21 protein-coding genes are annotated in these 20,398 nt (G+C 61.3%); 9 read left to right on the top strand and 12 right to left on the bottom strand.

Annotated elements, in window-relative coordinates:
* Positions 1-118: 118 nt before the first annotated feature.
* The 8 genes from P3G66_RS21695 to urtA all read right to left on the bottom strand — a co-directional run bounded on the left by P3G66_RS21695 (position 119) and on the right by urtA (position 6,694).
* A complete protein-coding gene (locus P3G66_RS21695; RefSeq protein ID WP_042923314.1) occupies positions 119-340 on the bottom strand; it encodes a hypothetical protein in 222 nt (73 codons plus the stop codon).
* 114 nt (positions 341-454) lie between these two features.
* Complete coding sequence (locus P3G66_RS21690; RefSeq protein WP_076949135.1) at positions 455-985, bottom strand: hypothetical protein; 531 nt, start codon at positions 983-985, stop codon at positions 455-457.
* A 190-nt stretch (positions 986-1,175) separates the two neighbouring features.
* The gene (locus P3G66_RS21685; protein WP_209907976.1) at positions 1,176-1,865 is read right to left on the bottom strand and encodes a GntR family transcriptional regulator; all 690 of its coding nucleotides are present in this window, start codon (positions 1,863-1,865) and stop codon (positions 1,176-1,178) included.
* A gap of 1 nt (position 1,866) precedes the next feature.
* Entirely contained in the window at positions 1,867-2,559 is a 693-nt protein-coding gene (gene urtE / locus P3G66_RS21680; RefSeq protein WP_276117089.1) for an urea ABC transporter ATP-binding subunit UrtE, read from the bottom strand.
* Between the two features lie 3 nt (positions 2,560-2,562).
* Positions 2,563-3,399 (bottom strand): urea ABC transporter ATP-binding protein UrtD, encoded by an 837-nt coding sequence (urtD, locus tag P3G66_RS21675; protein WP_003941545.1) that lies wholly within the window; start codon positions 3,397-3,399, stop codon positions 2,563-2,565.
* Positions 3,396-4,502: an urea ABC transporter permease subunit UrtC gene (urtC, locus tag P3G66_RS21670; RefSeq protein WP_007735392.1), complete on the bottom strand. Its 1,107-nt coding sequence runs from the start codon at positions 4,500-4,502 to the stop codon at positions 3,396-3,398. The genes urtD and urtC overlap by 4 nt, the downstream gene beginning before the upstream one ends.
* Positions 4,499-5,383 carry an urea ABC transporter permease subunit UrtB gene (gene urtB, locus P3G66_RS21665; protein ID WP_003941514.1) on the bottom strand — a complete coding sequence of 295 codons (885 nt, stop codon included), beginning with the start codon at positions 5,381-5,383 and terminating at the stop codon, positions 4,499-4,501. The genes urtC and urtB overlap by 4 nt, the downstream gene beginning before the upstream one ends.
* A 54-nt stretch (positions 5,384-5,437) precedes the next feature.
* Entirely contained in the window at positions 5,438-6,694 is a 1,257-nt protein-coding gene (urtA, locus tag P3G66_RS21660) for an urea ABC transporter substrate-binding protein (RefSeq protein WP_007735391.1), read from the bottom strand.
* Between the two features lie 267 nt (positions 6,695-6,961).
* On the opposite strand from urtA, the gene P3G66_RS21655 reads away from it, so the two are divergent.
* The 9 genes from P3G66_RS21655 to P3G66_RS21615 all read left to right on the top strand — a co-directional run bounded on the left by P3G66_RS21655 (position 6,962) and on the right by P3G66_RS21615 (position 16,300).
* Positions 6,962-7,702 carry a TetR/AcrR family transcriptional regulator gene (locus P3G66_RS21655; protein ID WP_003941474.1) on the top strand — a complete coding sequence of 247 codons (741 nt, stop codon included), beginning with the start codon at positions 6,962-6,964 and terminating at the stop codon, positions 7,700-7,702.
* Positions 7,703-7,828: 126 nt separating this feature from the next.
* A complete protein-coding gene (locus P3G66_RS21650; RefSeq protein ID WP_064074216.1) occupies positions 7,829-9,013 on the top strand; it encodes an ABC transporter substrate-binding protein in 1,185 nt (394 codons plus the stop codon).
* 15 nt (positions 9,014-9,028) lie between these two features.
* On the top strand, positions 9,029-9,904 hold the full coding sequence (locus tag P3G66_RS21645; protein WP_020906730.1) for a branched-chain amino acid ABC transporter permease: 876 nt from the start codon (positions 9,029-9,031) through the stop codon (positions 9,902-9,904).
* Positions 9,904-10,932: a branched-chain amino acid ABC transporter permease gene (locus P3G66_RS21640; protein ID WP_054781648.1), complete on the top strand. Its 1,029-nt coding sequence runs from the start codon at positions 9,904-9,906 to the stop codon at positions 10,930-10,932. Before P3G66_RS21645 ends, P3G66_RS21640 begins: the two co-directional genes overlap by 1 nt.
* Complete coding sequence (locus P3G66_RS21635) at positions 10,929-11,702, top strand: ATP-binding cassette domain-containing protein (protein WP_007735383.1); 774 nt, start codon at positions 10,929-10,931, stop codon at positions 11,700-11,702. The genes P3G66_RS21640 and P3G66_RS21635 overlap by 4 nt, the downstream gene beginning before the upstream one ends.
* A 1-nt stretch (position 11,703) precedes the next feature.
* On the top strand, positions 11,704-12,408 hold the full coding sequence (locus tag P3G66_RS21630; protein WP_020906733.1) for an ATP-binding cassette domain-containing protein: 705 nt from the start codon (positions 11,704-11,706) through the stop codon (positions 12,406-12,408).
* Between the two features lie 9 nt (positions 12,409-12,417).
* The gene (locus P3G66_RS21625) at positions 12,418-14,058 is read left to right on the top strand and encodes a class I adenylate-forming enzyme family protein (RefSeq protein WP_042923297.1); all 1,641 of its coding nucleotides are present in this window, start codon (positions 12,418-12,420) and stop codon (positions 14,056-14,058) included.
* 68 nt (positions 14,059-14,126) lie between these two features.
* Positions 14,127-15,146, top strand: a complete 1,020-nt coding sequence (locus tag P3G66_RS21620) for an alpha/beta hydrolase (RefSeq protein WP_007735379.1) — start codon at positions 14,127-14,129, stop codon at positions 15,144-15,146.
* A 131-nt stretch (positions 15,147-15,277) separates the two neighbouring features.
* Complete coding sequence (locus P3G66_RS21615) at positions 15,278-16,300, top strand: alpha/beta hydrolase (RefSeq protein ID WP_276117088.1); 1,023 nt, start codon at positions 15,278-15,280, stop codon at positions 16,298-16,300.
* Between the two features lie 5 nt (positions 16,301-16,305).
* Here the strand turns inward: P3G66_RS21615 and ramB are convergent, their stop codons facing one another.
* The 4 genes from ramB to P3G66_RS21595 form a co-directional block, all read right to left on the bottom strand.
* Entirely contained in the window at positions 16,306-17,718 is a 1,413-nt protein-coding gene (ramB, locus tag P3G66_RS21610; protein WP_003941547.1) for an acetate metabolism transcriptional regulator RamB, read from the bottom strand.
* Positions 17,719-17,843: 125 nt separating this feature from the next.
* On the bottom strand, positions 17,844-19,103 hold the full coding sequence (gene fmdA / locus P3G66_RS21605; RefSeq protein ID WP_042923284.1) for a formamidase: 1,260 nt from the start codon (positions 19,101-19,103) through the stop codon (positions 17,844-17,846).
* A 94-nt stretch (positions 19,104-19,197) separates the two neighbouring features.
* A complete protein-coding gene (locus P3G66_RS21600; RefSeq protein ID WP_037129638.1) occupies positions 19,198-19,485 on the bottom strand; it encodes an FmdB family zinc ribbon protein in 288 nt (95 codons plus the stop codon).
* A gap of 79 nt (positions 19,486-19,564) precedes the next feature.
* Complete coding sequence (locus tag P3G66_RS21595) at positions 19,565-20,188, bottom strand: serine/threonine protein kinase (RefSeq protein WP_223304378.1); 624 nt, start codon at positions 20,186-20,188, stop codon at positions 19,565-19,567.
* Between the last annotated feature and the right edge of the window lie 210 nt (positions 20,189-20,398).

Genomic DNA, 20,398 nt, shown 5'->3' with positions numbered 1-20,398 from the left:
AAGGTGTCTCACAACAGAACACGATTGGAAAGGACCTGGACACAACCAATCTGGTGGTTGCAAAGCTACTGGGCGTCAACTCGTTGTCCCGGACCGGATCGATCTCGTCGTGCGCTGCCTACTCGGTCGGGCAGCCTGCGAGCGGCCGCTGCCAGTCGGCAATTGTTTCGGATACCGATGCGACGTCGACACTCACCTCGATGACCGTGACAGTGAACTTGCTGTCTCTACTGGGGGTTGATCTGGTCAGTGCGCCGATAGTCACTGTGGCATCGCCGATTACGGCAGGGGCTGCGTGCGATACCTCGAACAGGGCATCGGTATCGGCGAGTAGCCCCACGAATCAGGTGACGGTGGGATCTCGCGTCCTCACGATTCCACAGCCTGCCGAGAACGCATCGGTGACGGTAGCAGGGGCGGACGCCACTGTGAACGCCGCTGGCTTGGCGACGATTCAATACACGAACATCAAGCTCGTGAGCACGCGAACGTCCACGGCAACAACGGCGCAATCGACGCTGAGCGTGAGTCTTTCGATGGCAGCTTTTGCGATTCTGGGGGCGCAGATACTGGGCACCACAAACGTGACATTCAATCTTGTAACGGCCCAATGCGGAATTGGCAGCGCGACATACCCGGTCACGCCGCTGAGCCTCCCAACCGGATTTGCTGCGCGTGCGGTCAGCCCGACGTCTACTTCGGTGAGCGAACCCCCGTCATCGACGACTTCTTCGACCACGGCAGCTGAGACCACGGCAGCTGAGAACACGGCAGCTGAGAACACGGCAGGGATGACGACCACCGCGTCTGTGCCGACACCGACAGCAACCCCGACATCGACAGCAACCCCGACATCGACAGCAACCCCGACAACGACAGCCGCACCAACTACGAGCACACCGGCTCCGGCGGATCCAATCGGGACAGCGATCCACGGCCCCGCCGATTCGAGTATCTCCGCCTTCACCACGGAAGACGGACTCACCTGCGACGTTGCTCCTGATGCGGACTACACGAGCGAAGTTGCAGTCGAATGCTCGGACGGCACAACGGGTACGGTGCCCGGTTCTGTACTCGGCCCGAAGCCAACCGTACCGGGGGAGTATCTGCTGGTCCCCCTGACGAGAGACCACGTCACCGAAGTCTTCACCCTGAAGTCAGCGACACGACGCTGATCAGTTCCGCACAGCGTTGGCCATGGCGGCCAACGAGAGGGCCTGCCGAGCGCGGTCGAGGACAACCGCACGAGAGATGTCGATGTGCGACACCAGTGCCTCGTGTGCTTGCGGAATCTTGCCGTCCAGCACCAGTTCGACGACGGAGATATGTTCCTCCACCGTGGCCTTCATACGGTCGGGAGTCAGGTAGTCGAACATCCGCACGGGGCGCAGCTTCGAGTTGACGGCCTGAAGAGCGTCGACCAACGCGTGGTTTCCGGACGAGGCGAGGAGCGCGATGTGGAACTCCTCGTCGAGCGTCACGAAACCGGCGTCCGGTACCGGCATCTGTTTGAGAAATGCGTACCACTTGTCGAGTTCGGAACCGAGCGCGTCTCGATCATGAGCGGGGGCCTCACCGTCGAGTACCCGCCGAAGTCCGTGTACCTCGAGGAGTATGCGCAGCTCGTAGAGGCCACCCAACTCGTCGAGGTGCGGTCGGTACGGAAAGAGGCCGTGTTCGTCGCGCTCGACCAGCCCGTCGGATTCCAACTTTGCGAGCGCTTCGCGCACCGGTGTTCGCGAGACACCGTAGAGATGGGCCAGGCGTTCCTCGCCCAGTCGTTCGGATGGCGCGATCTGACCCGACATCAGATCGCTCCGGATCGACCGATAGACCTGCTCGCGCAGCGGCGGGCGCACACTCATGTCAGATTGCCATCGCTCGACGAACCGCCTCGGTGGACGTGGTGCCGCCCTCACCGGTCGAGGTCACGTGTCCCGCCGCGAGAATGCTGTAATGCTGCGCAGATTGGAGCGCGAAACCGATGTGCTGCTCTACGAGGAGGACACCGAGATCGCCGCGTTCGGTGAGTTCCATGACGGTCCTTTCGATTTCGGCGACCACGTTGGGTTGAATGCCCTCGGTCGGCTCGTCCAGAATGAGGATCTTGGGCTCGGTGATCAGGGCGCGAGCGATGGCAAGCTGTTGTCGCTGCCCACCGGAGAGAAGTCCCGCGCGACGGTCGAGGAGCGTGGTGAGTGCGGGAAACAGATCCAATGCCTCTGCGATGAGTGCCTTTCCGCGTTTGCGCCCGTCGGCGACCACCCGAAGATTCTCGGCAGTTGTCAGTTGTCCGAACGACTGCTGGCCCTGGGGTACGTAGGCAAGTCCGCGAGCGACGCGGGCGCTCGGCCGTAGACCGGTGATGTCCTCACCGTTCAGAAGTACCTTTCCCCGTGTAGGTTTGATCAGACCGACGGCGGCGCGCAGCAAGGTGGTTTTACCCGCACCGTTGTGACCCATGACTGCCGCAACTCCGTCGTTGGGAACCAGCAGGGATACGCCGTGGATCACTTCGGTGCGTCCGTAGCCGGCGCGGATGTCGACGAGCTCGAGCATGATTCAGTCCTCCGGGGTCGGTTCGGTGTCGGCGCCGAGATCGGTTCCGGCAGCGGCTGTGCCGAGGTAGACCTCTTGCACCTTGGGGTCGGCTTGGACCTCCGCCACAGTTCCTTCGGCAAGCACTTTCCCAGCGGCGAGCACTGTGACGGACGTGGCGAAGGATCGCATGAAGTCCATGTCGTGCTCGACTACGACGACGGTTCGCGCACCGCCGATGCGCCGCAGAAGGTTCCCGGTCTCCTCGCGCTCCTCGAGGCTCATGCCTGCGACGGGCTCGTCGAGCAGGAGCACGGAACAGTTCTGTACCAACAACATTCCGATTTCGAGCCACTGCTTCTGTCCGTGCGCCAGAATGCCTGCGGCGGTGTCCCTGAGGTGCTCCAACCCGGTTGTCTCCAGCGCCTCTTCGATCTCGGGAAGCACACCTTTGCGTTTTCTGAGCAGGTTCCACGGTGATCGGCCGGCTCCGGCCGCGATGTCGAGATTCTGCAGCACCGAGAGCTCTTCGAAGACGCTTGCCGTCTGGAAGGTTCGCCCGACGCCGAGGCGGGCGATCTTGTGAACCTTCTTGCCGAGCAGTTGCTCGCCGGACTTCGTGATGGAACCCGTCGCGGGAACGAGTCCGGTGATGGCGTCGACCAACGTTGTCTTTCCAGCCCCGTTCGGGCCGATGAGAAACCTCAGGTCGCCCTGCATGAGGGTCAAGTCGACGCCGTCGACGGCCTTGAAACCGTCGAAGCTGACCGAAAGATTTCGTACTTCGAGGTACTCGGACGACATTCCGGCGTTGCCGCCCAGTGCCGGTGTGGGTTCGCTGGTGGCGGTTGTGTTGGTCATGACGACACCTCCACTGGTTCGGGTTGGGAGACCTTGACCGGTGGGTCGGCCGGGGTCTCACGCTTCTTGCGGTGGCGCATCAGGGCGAACAATCCGGCCACACCTGCCGGGAAGAACCCGACCACGACGATGAACATCAACCCTTGTGCGTAGATCCATCCCGAAGGGAGTTTCTCCGAGAATGTCGACTGCGCCCACGCGACGCCGATCGCACCGAGTACCGGACCCAGAAGCGTTGCGCGGCCACCGATCGCGACCCCGATGAGAAAGGCGATTGACGGAACGATCCCGACGTCGGCGGGGGAGATGATGCCCACGATCGGAACGAACAGCGCACCGGCGATACCGGCGAGGAACGCCGCGGTCACGTAGGCGACCAGTTTGATGTTCGCCGGATCGTATCCGAGGAAACGTACGCGCTCCTCTTGATCGCGGACGGCGACGAGGAGTTCGCCGTATCGGGAGTTCATCAGCTGGCGAATCAGAGCGACCGATGCGAGAAGAACTCCGGCGGCGATGAAGAACAACATCTGCTTGTTCGCCGGATCGTTGAGGTTGAAACCGAAGAACGTGCGAAAGCGGTTGAGGCCGTTGCTGCCACCGATCGACTGCTGGCCGATCAAGAGGATCGCGAAAGCCGCGGCGAGTGCTTGCGAGAGGATCGCGAAGTACGCGCCCTTGACTCTCCGCTTGAACACACCGAGTCCGAGGAGAAAGGCAACAGCGGCCGGCAGGAAAAGGATGGCGAAGATCGCCACGAATGGCGAGGCGAACGGTTGCCAGTATCCCGGCAGTTCGGTCTTGCCGGCGATGGACATGAAGTCCGGGACCGCGTCGCCCTTGAGTTCGGCATCGGCGATCTTGAGGTGCATCGCCATCACGTATGCGCCGATTCCGAAGAAGACGCCCTGGCCGAGCGTGAGCATTCCGCCTCTGCCCCAAGCCAAGCCGATACCGACAGCGACTATGGCGAAGCACAGGAATTTGGCCAACAGTGACAGCCTGAAGTCCGAGAGCACAGCCGGAGCGACGGCGAACAGCACGATCGCGGCAAGTGCGAAACCGCCCCACACCCGAATTCGGGAATTGTTCAGGATGCTCATACGAGGCTCCTCGTCTTGACTGCGAACAGGCCCTGCGGCCGAACTTGAAGGAAGACGACGATGATGACGAACACAATCACCTTCGCGATCGACGCTGTCGTCGAGTACTCGATGAACGAGTTCAAGATGCCGAGGGCGAAGGCTGCGATCACGGCTCCCTTCATCTGACCGAGACCGCCGACGACAACAACCAGGAAGGCGTCGATCAGATAGGACTGGCCGATGGTCGGGCTGGTGGAACCGATGAGCGTCAACGCGACACCCGCGACGCCGGCGAGCCCGGAACCGAGGAAGAAGGTCGTGATGTCCGTACGACGAGAGGAGATTCCGCTCGTCTCGGCCAGATCGCGATTCTGGACGACGGCCCGGATGCGTCTACCCATCGACGACTGCTTCAGTGCGACCGAAAGTGCGATCACCGCTGCGATCGCCAACACCAGAATGAAGATGCGGGTTTTCGGCACCACGGCGCCGAAAATATCGACCCCGCCCGAAAGCCAGCTCGGCGCCGAAACATTGACTGCCGGCGCGCCGAAGATGTCGCGCGCCAACTGCTGAAGGATCAATCCGACGCCGAATGTCACCAACAGGGTGTCGAGGGGTCGGTGGTACATCCGCGATACCAGGACCACTTCGAGCACGACACCCATCAGTCCGCCGACGACGAAACCGACGAGCAGAGAAATGATCAACGATCCCGTTGCATTCGAGATCACTTGCTGCACTACATATGCGGTGTACGAGCCGGCCATGATGAACTCGCCGTGTGCCATGTTGATGACACCCATCTGCCCGAACGTGAGAGACAACCCCAACGCTGCCAACAGGAGAATCGATCCGATACTCAAACCCGTGAACAACTGCCCGATCACAACATCCATGACAGACGCTCCACCTCTCTACTCGTCGATTCCGTCAATTCCGCCTTTTGTCGATCAGCTACCGAGCCCCTCAGCCCAGGGGTAGTTCTTCAGGTACGGATCCGGCTCGATCGGCTGTCCCGAATCCCAGACCGTGTAGATCAGTCCGTCGGAACGGATTTCGCCGATCCGGGCAGTCTTGGTGATGTGGTGGTTGTCGCCGTCGATGGTGACGAGTCCTTCGGGCGCCTGGAAGGTCACACCGTCGGCGTTGTCCTGAATATCCTTGACCGCAAACGAGTTGGCCTTCTCGACGGTGTTCTTCCAGAGGTAGACGGAGGTGTATGCCGCTTCCATCGGATCGGACGTGGGCTTGTCCTGGCCGAACTTTGCCTTGTACGCCGCGACGAACTTCTTGTTCTCGGGGGAGTCGATGGTCTGGTAGTAGTTCCACGCCGTCAGCTGGCCTTCGACGTTCTGGACTCCGATACCACCGACCTCTTCCTCCGCAATGGAGACGGAGACGACGGGCATGTCGGCAGGCTTCAGGCCGACATTCGAGTATTCACGGAAGAACGCAACGTTGGAATCGCCGTTGAGTGTGTTGAACACGGCATCGGCGTCGGCTGTGCGGACCTTGTTCACGATGGTGGAGAAGTCGGTCGAACCCAGAGGCGTGTAATCCTCGCCCTTGATCTCGATGCCGTTCGCTGCCGCGTACGCCTTGATGATGCGGTTGGCGGTCTGCGGGAACACGTAGTCGCTGCCGACCAGATACAGCGACTTGACGCCCTTCTCCTTCAGGTAATCCAGAGCCGGGATGATCTGCTGGTTGGTCGTTGCGCCCGTGTAGAAGATGTTCTTCGAATCTTCCAGTCCCTCGTACTGGACCGGGTAGTAGAGCAAAGAGTTGTTGTCCTCGAACACGGGCAGCATGGCCTTGCGGCTCGAGGAGGTCCAGCCACCGAAAACTGCTGCGACGCAATCGCTGCTGATCAGTTTCTCGGCCTTCTCGGCGAACACTGTCGGCTCCGACGCGCCGTCCTCTGCCACGATCTGGATCTTCTTACCCAGTACACCGCCGGAATCGTTGATCTCCTGCACCGCCAACGAGATGGAGTCGCGGACCGTCACTTCACTGATGGCCATGGTGCCCGAGAGTGAATTCAGGGAACCGACCTTGATCGTGTCCCCCGAGGTGTCGACGCACGACGTAGCCGTCGAATCTCCCGATGCGGTGTCTGTTGCCTTGCTTCCGCAGCCGGTGAGAACCAAGCCCAGCGCGGCGAGAGCGGCCGGCGCGGCAAGGGTGCGCTTCGAGAAGGTTCGCATGTACGGGCCTTTCGTGTCGATGGCTCTGGCAGACAATGGCTCTGACAGATCTGTATCCGGAGTGCGTATACAACGCTGTATTCGTCGAGTGCTCAGAGTAGGTGGAAGTTGTTGCGGTGGAATGACTGTCGGTGACAAGTGTGTGTCCGGTGTTTCGATTGCGTATCCAGGACCTCACACCGCAGGTCAGCGAGGGTGCGGTGTTAGCATCGACGAGAAATTGATCAAGCACTCGCTTGACGATCGGAACGTCGGAAGGATCTTCTCGTGCGCTCGACCCGACGGGACGAAATACTCGCTCATGCGGCCAAGCTGTTCAGTGAGCGGGGAATCGCCGCGACGACCGTGCGAGACATCGCCGACGAAGTCGGGATCCTCTCCGGCAGCCTCTATCACTACTTCGACTCCAAGGATGCGATAGCCAACGAGATCGTCGTCCGGTTCCTCGAAGATCTCAACGTCCGGTACGAAGACTCGATCGAACCGGAAGGTTCGGCTCGAAATCGCCTGGCCACGATGGTGTCGGTGTCTTTTGCCTCGGCGGTGGATCACCCGTATGCCACGGAGGTCTATCAGGGAGAAGCCATACTTTCGTCGCAACCGGCGGACGCGCCCATCACCATCCTGGTTCAGAAGGCACACAGCTACTGGCGATCGGCTATCGCTCGCGGAATTGCCGACGCGGAGTTTCGGGAAGACATCGATCCCGAACAGTTTCACCGTCTCCTGCGTGAATCCGTCTGGTCCACCGTCGCGCAGTATCGCCCGCAGCTTTCCGAATTGGCCGAAGATCTGCAGCGCAATCTGATTTCGGTTTTCCTGGACGGCTTTGCCGCACGTTCCGTCGACGGCGAGCCGGTGGCACGCATTGCGCGGCGCACGGCGAAGAAGGAAGCGCAGACCGAATCTCCCGACTCGGACCTTGCCGAACTCCGCTCTGATGTCGACGAATTGAAGTCCGTCATTCGCGAACTCAGCTCGTCGATCCGGCAGCTGCAGAAGCCGTAACACCGCAGTTCCTGCGCGTGTAGTTCGGATTTTGACTATCAGTGTGACCCAGTGCATACTTCTGTCCACACTCGTAAATCAAGCGCTTGTTTGATTTACCAAGCACAGTTTGGACGGGAGTTCGATGTGAGACTCGGAAAGGCGATCGCCGTCTGCGCGGCAGTGGTCCTCGGGGCGAGCGCGTGCGCATCTGCCGGTGTCATTCCCGAAGACACCATCGTCATCGGTTTGGACGAGGACTCCACCGGGCCCGGTGCGTCGTACAGCACGATCGCCGGCAAGACGGTGCGGATGACCGTCGACCTGATCAACCAGGCGGGCGGAATCAACGGTAAGCAAGTCGAATTGGTTGTCGAGAACGACGAGAGCAGTCCCACCAAAACCCCGTCGATCATTCGGAAGTTGGTCGATCACGGGTCCAGTGCGGTCATCCTCGCCACGGGCAGCGGGTCGGTGCTGCAGGCCAAGTCGATTCTCCAGCAGTCGAAGATTCCTGCGATAGCTCCGGTCGTTCTCAGCGACGCCTTTGCCTCGGCGCCCGACAACGACTTCTCGTTCATGATTCCGAACTCGTTGAAGCAGTACGCCCAGGTGTACTGCGGGGCTTTCGAGAAGATGGGGTACAAGTCCCTGGGAATTCTCGGTGACGCGAGTGCGTCCATCGACGGAATCATCAAGACCCTGCGGCCGGCGCTCGAGAAGTGCGCGAGAGTGACGGGCGTCGAAAAGGCGCCGGTCGATGCCGCGGACATCACCGCACAGGTCTCACGTCTCGCGGAAACCGAACCGGACGCGATTCTGGTCGCCAGTATCGGCGGGCACTTCGAAATCCTCGCGCACAACACCTTGTCGAAGGTCACCCCGCAGACGCAACGCTTCTCACTCGCTTCCATCGGAAACCAGCCCGCATCTTGGGCTTTGGCGGACCCGAAGGCGTTGAGCGGCATGGTGTACATGGGCTCGCTCAGTGAGAACAACCCGAGAACCGCCGAACTGCGTCGCAAGGTGCAGGCGGTGAAGGGGCCTGATTATCAACTGACCGCCTACGACGCACAGGCGTACGACGCCGTCATGATGTTGGCCGAGGCAATCGAAATTGCCGGCGACCACCGAGATCGGACGGCCGTTCGTGATGCTCTTCAACAGGTTTCGGCACTTCCCGCCAGCTTCGGCCAGGACGGATTGACACTGTCGTTCTCCTCGCAGGATCACCTGGCTCCGGACAGCCTCTGCGGACTGGTGCTCGTCGAATTCGGTGAGGACAACAAGCCTGCCCGTCCGTGGGATTCCTACCAGCCCCCGTGCGGATAACCGAGGAGCCTTGACATGACAGACGCACAACTGTGGCTCGCAGCCATCGAGATCGGTGCCTTCTTCTCGCTGATAGCCCTCGGAATGTATCTCGTGGTGGTCGGCGCCGATTTCTTCAACTTTGCGATGGGCCCGTACGCGATGGCTGCGGCCATGGCGTCGAGTTGGGTCGCGATCAATTACGGGCTCGCTCTCTGGATTGCCATGCCGCTGGGGATCGCGGTGGCAGTGGCGTTGTCGATTCTGACGGAAAAGCTTGTGGTCAAACAGGTTCAGAAGCGCTCGGGTCGTGGGGAACTACCGGCGTTGGTGGCGGTGACCGCGGTCCTGTTCGGGATCCAGCAGCTCGCCGGCACTGTCTTCGGCCGAACACCACTTCCCGGGCAGAAGATCTTCGACTTCGATCCGATATCGGTGCTCGGTGCCACCGTCGACAGTTCGACCGTTGTACTCGTCGTCGGAACTGCCGTGATCTTCGTCGGTATCGGACTGTGGCTGAACCGGTCCACCTCGGGCCGTCTACTTCGCGCCGTCGGCGACAGTCCGGATGCCGCCCGCGTCCTGGGCTTGCCGGTGGATCGGGTACGCCTCATCGCGTTCACCCTCGCGGGTGTGATTGCCGCCGTCGCCGGACTTCTGTTCGCTCCCAAGGCCGGTGTTCAGTTCACGAGCGGTCTGTCATGGACGCTGACGGCATTCATCGCACTCGTCATCGGTGGTACCGGCCGAAGTTGGGCTCCGCTGATCGGCGGAATGGTGTTGGGCGTCGTCCAGGTATTCGCCCCGTACTACTTCGGTGCGAGTGCTGCTCAAACCGCGATTCTGTTGATTGCCCTGGTGTTCTTCGCTTTCCGTCCGGAAGGCTTGCTCTCGAGGAAGGTTCGCGTCTGATGGCCTCGCTTTCTACCAGTCCGCTGACGTCAAATCCGCCCACTACATCCGGCCGTTCCCGGACGAGGATGCTCGCCCTGTCACGAGAAGCGCTGATCACCGTGGTCGTGGTTGCTGCCGTGCTGCTGTGGATGGGGCCGAGTCTGTACCGGCAGGATCTGGTGTTCCTCGCTGCGACGTATTCGCTGATCGCACTCGGCATGTACGTGCCATTCGTGCTCGCGGGATCACTGTCGATGGCGTACAGCGCGTATGCGGCGATCGGCGCGTATGCCGTTGCGCTGATCTCGGTTCGGACCGGGTTGTCGATGTGGTGGGGATGGATTCTCGGCGCCCTCGCCGCTGCAGCGGTTGCAGTACTCCTCAGCTTGGCAACACAGAAACTCTCCGGCTTCTACCTTGCCGCGGTGACCTTGTTGTTCGGTATCGCTTTCGAGCACTGGTTGATCGACGGGCCGAGTTTCACCGGCGGGTCGGCCGGGATCTCGGGTGTCGAGACTGTGACGATGTTCGGCTGGGAGCCACCGCGCTATGTGTTGGTCGTGTTCGCGATCTTGTTCGTGTGTCTGATCGCGGTCGCTGTGGATCGACTCCGGAAATCGGTGTGGGGGCTGATGTTGCAAGCTGCCCGCGACAATCGTAATGTCGCACGGTCTTCCGGCGTCAATCCTGCGCACCTGACCGTCGTGGCGCTGGCGATCGGTGCTGCGATCGCGTCGACCGGCGGATCGCTGTTCACCGTGTCGGTGCAGGCTGTCACTCCTGAAACCTTCACTCTCAGTATTGTTTTCCTCGCAATCTTCATGCCGATCATCGGCGGTCGCGGTTCGGCGTGGGGTGCTCCGCTCGGTGCATTGATCGTGGTGATCGTGACGCTGAATATGCCCGGGTACCAGGGAAGTGGCGAACTCCTGCTTGCCGGAGCCGTCCTGGTGATCCTCATCGTCGCGCCTGGTGGGGTGATCGGGTGGAGTCAGAACGTTCTGGGTCGAATGAACCGTCTGTACAAGGAGCGTGGCAATCGATGACTCGGCTACTCGAAGTGAGCGGGCTCCACAAGTCCTACGGAGGCGTCCGCGCTGTCGACGATGTCTCGTTCAGCGTCGGACCGGGAGAGGTGATCGGACTGGTCGGCCCGAACGGGGCAGGCAAGACCACACTGGTGGACTGCATCTTCGGCACTCAGCAAGCAGACTCCGGAACCGTCGCGCTCGCGGGTGCTCCCTTGACCGGGCCGTCGGAGCGCCGTGCACGGCAAGGGCTCTCGCGCACGTTTCAACATCCGCAGCTCGCGGCGGAACTCGACGCCGTCGACAACATCATCCCGGGACTGTACGGGCACAAGATCACCTCACCTCTGCACTCGCTGTGGTGGGCGATCAAAGGACCTTTCGAGAACTGGGACCGGACAGCACAGCGGGCCCGGGAGATTGCTGCGCGATACTCGGTCACCGACGTCGAGAGTGCTTGCGGGGATCTCAGTTTGGGGGCGCAGCGTCTGGTCGAGGTGGCGCGGGCGATGGCGACCGAACCCGAAGTCCTCCTGTTGGACGAACCGTTTGCCGGCGCGGATCACGACGGCATCGCTGCCATCTCCGGTGCCGTGCGATCGATTGCCGCGCAGGGCAAAGGAGTAGTCCTGGTTGATCACAACGTCGATCTCATCGCGGCGCTCGCAACCAAGATCGTGCTGCTCAATTTCGGATCAGTGGCGTTCTACGGACCACCGCAGGAGTGCTTGGCCAGCGACGCGATGCGAGAAGTCTATTTCGGTTCCGAATACGAGGAAGGCGCCTGACATGCTCGAACTCGACAGAGTCACAGTTCGATACGGATCCGCTGTCGCCGTCCGGGAAGTCTCCCTTGTCGCCCCCGCCGGTGAAGTGACAGCGATCGTCGGGCCGAACGGTGCGGGCAAGACCAGCTTGGCGGGATCCATCTACGGCTCGGTTCCCGCCACCGGGACAATCAAATTCGATGGTCGAGAGATCCAGAAATTATCGGCACTGGATCGTGTCCGCAGCGGATTTGCCTACGTTCCCCAAGGCAGGCAACTGTTCATGCGAATGTCCGTTCGCGAGAACCTACGCGTCGGCGCAGACCTGCTGGGATTGAAAGCCGAAGCCGTGGAAACAGCTTTCGAGAGGTTCCCGATCCTGCGTGAACGCTCGGAGAGTTATGCCGGGGTCCTCAGCGGTGGTGAGCAGCAGATGTTGGTTCTGGGGCGGGCCCTTCTGGAAACCCCGAAGGTGTTGCTCCTCGACGAGATGATGACAGGACTGGCACCGAAAATCGTCGCGGAGCTGCGAGCATTGGTCGGGGGTCTGGCCGCCGAGGGTGTGACCGTCATCGTGACGGAACCGGCACTTACTGCACTGAAATCGGTTGTCGACCGCGGATATGTCATGCAGCGCGGCGAACTCGTCCGCGAATGCGATTCCGCAGCGACACTGGACAACGCGTACAAACAATCGATGGGCGTCCTCAGCGCCGACGGGAGATGATCGACGATCATGCTTGAAACGAAGACACTCGACTTCACCGTCGGTGAATTCGCCACGAATCCGGACCGCTTCGCCGGCGTCAGCATCAGCGAAATGGTCAGGCATTGGTCTGAGACCATCCCGGACGAAACCGCCTTTGTCACTCCGGAATCGAGGGTGTCGTGGAAGCAGTACGACGCGGCTGCCGATGCGATCGCGTCGGCGCTGGATCTAGCTGGTGAGGGATACGGACATGTAGCCGTGTTGCTCCCCGACACCGCTGTATTCCATGCGGCTCTCTGCGCAGCATTTCGTACCGGCCGCGTCGCCGTCGGAATCGGTTCGCGCTCGGGCATTCGCGAGATCTCTCATCTGATCGCCCGCTCGGAAGCCTCCGTACTCGTCACCACTCGCACGCTGCGCGGCGTCGATACCGCCGAACTCGTGGCGAGTCTGCGGGCAGAGCATCCCGGACTGGACGTCGTCTTCGCCGACGAACGCGCCGACGTGAGTTTCGAACGCGTGAGCGCAAACGGCGAACTCACCTCGTTGCCGGTCGAGCTAAAGCAGTTCCCCGCAACCAGTCCGTGTTTTGTCACGTCAGCCGTTTCGATGCTGAACTCGACCTCCGGCACAACGGGCCTACCCAAACTGGTCACACAAACCGAGGATCGTTGGATTGGTTTCTCCGAGATTGCCGCCGAGGCGGCGGCGATCGGTTCGGATGAGGTGTTCCTCGGCGCGGTTCCAGCACCTTTCGGATTCGGCCTCTGGACTTCGCATTTCCTGCCGGCACTACTCGGTGCTCGCAATGTCGTCATGGAACGCTTCGACGTTTCGGTGATGATCGAGTTGATCGAGCGCGAACGGGTGACTGCTTTGAATTGTGTGAGTACACAATTCAAGATGCTGTTGCGTTCGGAGGCCGCGGAATCGGCCGATCTCTCGTCACTTCGTTTCATGTTCACCGGTGGTGAAGCCGTGCCCTATTCGGAGGCGCTGGCATTCGAACAACGTACCGGAGCGGCTGTCCTGCAGTTCTACGGATCGAACGAAACCGGCGCCGTCTCGGTGACGACGGTTTCGGACGATTCCGACACCCGACTGAAGACGTGCGGCCACGTCATCGATCGCATGCGAGTTCGTGTATTCGACGATGCGGCAAAGGAAATGACCGGCTCCGTCCGCCGCGGTCAGCCTGGGGTGAACGGACCGCTGATGTGTCAGGGCTATTGGGGGGACACCGATGCGAACGACGAGTTGTACACCGATGACGGTTGGATGCTTCTCGGCGACATCGTCGAGATCGACGAGACAGGACGGGTGCGTGTGGTCGGGCGCAAAGCCGACATCATCATTCGTGGCGGCAAGAACATCTCCGCGGTCGAAGTCGAGGAGTACGTGCGCGCGCACCCTTCGGTGGAGTTGGTCGCCGTGGTCGGGGTCGACGATCCGCTGTTCGGTGAGAAGGTCTGTGCGGTCGTCGTGTCCGCCGATGACGATCTGAGTTCGGAGGATCTGACCGCCTGGCTGCAGAGCCGAGGAGTGACCCGCGAGTACATACCCGAGTACGTGATGACGGTCGCCGAATTGCCGATGGCGGCAGGCGGCAAAGTAGCCAAGGGTGAAGTCAAGGCACTCGCGCAGAGGCGGATCGCTGAACTCGGCTGATCGCACTTGGCGGTACCGGCTTCGCGTTACGCTGATCCGGACATTGTGCCGAGAGTGAAGGAAACCCGATGACGAACCCTTCACCGCATCGGTGGCGCAGGCGCTTGCTGTGGGCTCTGGCAATTGTGTTCGTTCTGGTCGGAGCCGTGGTTCTGGCCTTCGTTCTGAGCCCGAGACCTGGCGCACTCACCGTGCGATGGGTCTTCGATCGTGATGCGGTGAAAGTCACCGAGGCGCTCGAGAAGCACGCGCCCGAAGGCGTCGACTCGATCAAGGACCAGCAGTACCGCGCCGATGACGACGACGCATACCTGGATGTCTACTTTCCCGCAGCGACGACGACCGCATTGCCTACGGTGATCTGGACTCATGGCGGTGCCTGGATCTCGGGAAGCAAGTCCAACTACGCGCCGTACTACGAGTTGCTGGCCTCGCGTGGCTACACAGTTGTGTCCCTGGACTACTCACTCGGACCTGAGCACCACTATCCGACAGCGGTGCGGCAGCTCAACGACGCTCACGCGTACGTCGTCGCGAATGCGGAACGGCTGCATGTTGATCCGACGACGGTCGTTCTCGCCGGTGATTCTGCGGGAGCGCAACTCTCGAGTCAGCTCGCCACTCTCATCACTGATCCCGCGTATGCGAACCGTGTGGGCGTGGTCCCGTCGCTGCGGCCGGATCAGTTACGTGGAGTAATACTGAACTGTGGAATCTACGACGTCGGGAACATGGTCGGCGGACCCGGCATCATCGGTTGGGGGGTTGATCGGTCCCTCTGGGCGTATACCGGCGTGCGTGACTTCATGAGTACCGACGCAGCGGATCAGATGTCGACCTTGAACTACGTCACCGATCGATTTCCGCCTGCCTACATCAGCGGCGGCAACGCGGATCCTTTGACAGATTCTCAGTCGAAACCGTTGGCTGACAAATTGACGGGGTTGGGAGTTGCGGTCGACACACTGTTCTATCCGGCCGATCACGTTCCGGCGCTCGGTCACGAGTATCAGTTCGATCTGGACAATGCCGACGGTCTCACTGCCCTCGATCGCACGGTTCAGTTTCTCGACGCACACACCCGCTAGTTGTCGGATGATGCTGAGACGCTGAAGAAATGGTCATTTCAGACAAAGCGCCGCGGGTGTGTTGCCGGGGAATTCTCGACTAGTCCTTTTGGTCTAGCCTGGGTGAATCCGACCCGACCCCAGGAGTTGTTGTGCGCGCGTCTTCCCCCGACAGACGGCGAAGGCGCATTGTCGGAACCGCGGCGGTATTCGTCGTCGCCCTGCTGTCCGGGGTAACCGCGGCACTCGTCAGTCCGTGGCCAGGAGTTCTCCTCGTACGGTGGATGTCAGCGGGTGGCTCCGAAGCGACACACGCACAACTCGACAGACATGCACCATCAGGAATCGTCTCGATTCTCGATCAGTCGTACCGCGACGGCGACGACGATGCACAACTCGACGCGTACTACCCGTCGGAGTCCACTTCGGCGCTACCCACGGTGGTCTGGGTGCACGGCGGTGGCTGGATATCAGGATCGAGAACTGATGCCGACGGTTACTACAAACTGTTGGCAAATCAAGGCTTCACTGTGATTTCGGTGGACTACTCACTGGGACCAGATGCGTATTACCCCACCGCAGTGAATCAACTTAACGACGCGTATCGATTTATCGTGAGCCATGCGGACAGGTTGCATGTCGATTCGAACAACCTCTTTCTTGCCGGAGATTCGGCAGGCGCGCAGTTGTCCAGTCAGATGGCGACCGTCATGACCAGCCCTTACTACGCGTCGGAAATGGGTGTGGAGCCGGCATTACGTCCCGAGCAGACACGCGGAGTTGTCCTCGACTGTGGGGTCTTCGATCTGAAACCGCTGCTGTCACAGGGGAAGTACTTCGGTTGGGGCGTCGACAAGCAATCGCTGTGGGGGTACCTCGGAACGAGGGACTTCGACGGGTCGACTGCAGTGCGTCAGATGTCGACACTGGGTCATGTGACCTCGGACTTTCCAGCGACGTTCATCACCGGCGGAAATGTCGACCCACTGACCGCCAGCCAGTCGAAACCCATGGCAGAACGGCTCGCCGATCTGGGCGTCGAGGTCGATGCACTGTTCTACCCGGACGATCACGAGCCTGCACTCGACCACGAATATCAGTTCGACCTCGACACCGTCGACGGGATGGTCGCGTTCGATCGCACAGTCGCGTTCCTGCGCGACCACGTGCGTTAGCGCGGTCAGCGAATCACGTACGGCGAAATCGAACTCCGGTGCTCGCTGATGTCGAGGTCTTTACCCAACGGAGGGAAGGCACGCTGCGGACAATTGAGACGTTCGCAGACACGGCAGCCCGAGCCGATCGGCGTTCCCGGATTCGACTCGTCCAGATCCAGACCGTCGCTGTAGACGAGTCGGTGGGCGTGTCGAATCTCGCATCCCAATCCGATGGCGAAGATCTTTGCGGGCTGTCCGTATCGAGCCGCTCGACGTTCGACCGTGCGAGCAACCCATAGGTATCGGCGGCCGTCGGGCATCTGTGCGATCTGAGGCATGATCTTGCCCGGATACGAGAACGTCTCGTAGACGTTCCACAGCGGACACGTACCGCCGCTGGTGGAGAAGTGGAATCCGGTGGCGGACTGACGCTTCGACATGTTTCCGGCACGATCGACACGCACGAACATGAACGGAACCCCGCGAAGTTTGGGGCGCTGCAGGGTCGAGAGGCGGTGGCAGATCGTCTCGTAGCTCGCGGAATAGAAGGCAGACATACGCTCGATGTCGTACCGGAAGTCCTCGGCAACCTCGTGAAACTGGCTGTAGGGCAGCACGGTGGCCGCGGCGAAATAGTTGGCCAAACCAAGCTTCGCCAGGGAAACCGACGCTTCGCTGGTGAAGTTGCCCTCGGCCACCAACGAGTCGAGCAGGTCGCCATGCTCGAGGTATGCGAGTTCTGTCGCGAACTTGAAGACCTGTTGCCCGCCGGAGAGTCGTGCGGAAATTTCCAGGACCCTGGTGTCCGGGTCGTAGCGATGAAGTATGTTCTCGCCCAAGTCGACTCGTCGAACGATCTGCACGTCATGGACGGACTCGAGGCGTCTGGCGATCTCGCCGGCGACGTCGCCACGGTGAAAGCGCATCCGGGCAGTGAGTTCTTCGGCCGCGGTGTCGAGATCGTGGATGTAGTTCTGTCGCTGATAGAAGTAGTCGCGCACTTCCTCGTGCGGCATGGTGATCGAACCGCTGCCGCTGCCGTCCGAGAAACGGTCCTCCGTGGCTGCGGCGAGCTGCGCCGTCGTGTTCCGGAAGCGGCGATGCATGTTCACCATCGCCTTGGCCAGGCCCGGGTGGGTGGAGACCATCTCCGCGATTTCGTGGGCGTCGGCGTCGATACCCATCTCTTGATCGAGGGCAACTTCACGCATTTCCGCGATCAGGCGTGTGTCGTCCTGCGGGGAGAAGAAGGTGGTGTCGACACCGAAGACTTCACTGATTCGCAGGAGCACCGGCACGGTGAGTGGCCGGACGTCGTGCTCGATCTGATTGAGATAGCTTGCCGAGATCTCGAGCGTCTTGGCCAGCGAAGCCTGACTCAACCCGCGCTCGGTCCGCAGTTGGCGGAGCCGGACACCGACAAAGGTTTTCGACATTTTCCCAGGATACGAGTGACAGTCCGGCTTCGCAAAGGTGGGTTCGCAGTCTTCGCACAGGGGCTCCGCCCCCGTGAGTGGTTGAGGAGCCTCGGCACTCCCTAACCACTCACGGGGCCGGAGGCCTAGACCCTGTTCTCCGAACGCGGGGCGCCGATTCCGGGATCGATCTGGAACGGCCCGCTCGACGAGGGTGCAAGGGGGAAGTCGAAGATCGCAGTCGGGAGATAGACCGTCGAACACGAGTTGGGGATATCCACGACACCCGACAGGCGGCCCTCGATCGGCGCCGCACCGAGTAGCAGGTACGCCTGCTCTGGCGCGTACCCGAACTTGGTCAGATACTCGATCGCATGCAGGCACGCACGCTGGTAGGACAGATGTGAATCCAGGTACTTCTGTTCGCCGTCCAACGTGACGGAAGTGCCCGAGAACGCAAGCCACTCGGAATACTGCGGATCCGTGTTGCCCGGCATGAAGATGGCGTTCTCGGAAACACCGTAGGTATCCATTCCGCCCTTGATGATGTCCACACGAAGATCGATGAAGCCGCCCATCTCGATGGCACCGCAGAAAGTGATCTCACCGTCGCCCTGGGAGAAGTGAAGATCGCCGACCGACAGATTCGCACCGTCCACGAACACCGGATAGAAGATTCGGCTGCCCTTGGTGAGGTTCTTGATGTCCTGGTTTCCGCCGTTCTCACGCGGGGGAGCGGTACGAGCCGCCTCGCCGGCCACGCGTGTGTACTCGTCACCGGTCAAGGTTCCCAGTACTGCATCGCGGGGCTCGGGCGGAAGTGCAAGCGGGGGAACCCGATTGGGATCGGTGGCAATGAGGGCGCCCTCGCGGGCATTCCACTTGGCGAGCAAGGCTGCCGACGGAGCCGTGCCCATGAGTCCCGGGTGGACGATGCCCGTGAACGAGACGTGCGGAATGTGACGCGACGTCGCCGTTTGGCCGGAGAAATCCCAGACGGCCTTGTACGCATCGGGGAACTGTTCGGTGAGGAAGCCACCGCCGTTGTTCCGAGGGAAGATGCCCGTGTACCCCCAGCCTTGTCCGGCCAACGGACCCGAATCTTCTTGGGGGATAGGCCCGATATCCAAGATGTCGACGATCAAGAGGTCGCCGGGCTTCGCGCCTTCGACGGCAAAGGGGCCGGACAGCGTGTGGACCGTGGTCAGTGGTGCATTGAGAATGTCGTCGGCCGAGTCGTCGTTGTGTATTGCGCCGTCGAACCATTCGCGGCAATGGACACGAAACGCATCACCGGGTTTCACCGTCACCGCCGCTGGGATGTCCGGGTGCCACCGATTGTGGCCGACGATTGCCTGGTCGGTGAATTTCTTGGCGGAATCGAGTGGAAACAGCAGTTCAGGCATATGCACTCCTCATTCTCGAAGAAACGGAAAACTCGTGGCGGCAGGACTTTCGTGTCGGATCGGGCCTCACGGCGAGGGCGCGCGGTGAGGACGCTCAGGGGCGAGGTAGCTTGCGGTGCAACGGATTGGACGTCGTCGGGGCAGATTGCCGGCCGCGGCCGGGTAGCGACCCACTGACCACGGCAGGCTCGTGAGCCGATCGAGCAGTGCTGTCCAGTAGACCCATCGCGGCCGACGACGCGTGACTCAACCGGGGAGACGAGACCACCCGCTTGGACTCGAGACTGCACTGGGGGCAAGTAATCGACTGGGGCACTTCGGCCATCGCGAACGACCGCTCGAGCGGGCCGCAGCCGGTACAGCGAAACTCGTACAGAGGCATGCGGTCACGCTATCGGAGGATCCGTAAGTGCGACACTGGAACGACACGCACCGGGTTGCCGATGCCGCAATTGCGCCCGTCAGCGCAAGTACACAACCGCGTTGTCTCCGCCGGTACAGGTGACGATGCCGGAGGTCACCTTGCATGCCATCGTGTACTCCTTGCCGGTCACCGGACTACGTGCGGACACGGTGCTGGATGCACCGGTTGCACCGGAGTTCCCGTAGGCGATCCGAACCGCCTCGGCAAACTCACATGAAGTTTTGCCCCCACTTGTCGCGGACTCCTTGTAACTTCCGGCCGGCTGCCCGCCGGGGCAGGCGGACGCACCGGCCGGAAAGTTCGCGGCGCGTGTGGTCGTCGGGGATGTCGTGCTGGGAGCGGTTGTCGTGGTGCCGGGTGTGTTCGCGGCGCTGATGGTGGTGTGGGCGGCGCCACCGGCGGCCGAGTTGGGGACGTCCTTCGGCCAGAGGACCCAGGCAAGCCCGCCGAAGAGAGCCAACACAGTGATGACTCCGATTACGGATACCGGAATCACCCAGCCGGGCCGACGCGGCGGCGGATTTCCACGTGGCGGTGCAGGCGGGAATCCCTGGGGCGGGGGATACGACTGCGGCGCGGCTCGGTAGCCCAACTGCGGCGGCTGTGGACCGGATTGCGACCATGCCTGGTTGTTCGGTGGCCGCTGATAGTTGTCCGGCACCGCTTTATCGCCCGGTCGGGGGCGTCGAACGACAAGTCATGGTTCGACAGCATATGGCCGGCGAACGGGTTGTCTCCGGCTTTCCCAGGGGTAGATCCCGGAATTGTCCTAGCGAAGGCTGTTGCCGAGGAGTGATTGCGGTCACTCGCGGGTAGTGAAGTTGGCTCCGAAGTAGCGGACGGGCCTGTTCCGAGTGGCGTGCGAACTGCC

The sequence above is a fragment of the Rhodococcus sp. C3V genome, from assembly GCF_029269915.1.
GTDB classification, from domain to species: domain Bacteria; phylum Actinomycetota; class Actinomycetes; order Mycobacteriales; family Mycobacteriaceae; genus Rhodococcus_F; species Rhodococcus_F qingshengii.
This window is presented reverse-complemented; position numbering and strand designations above follow the sequence as displayed.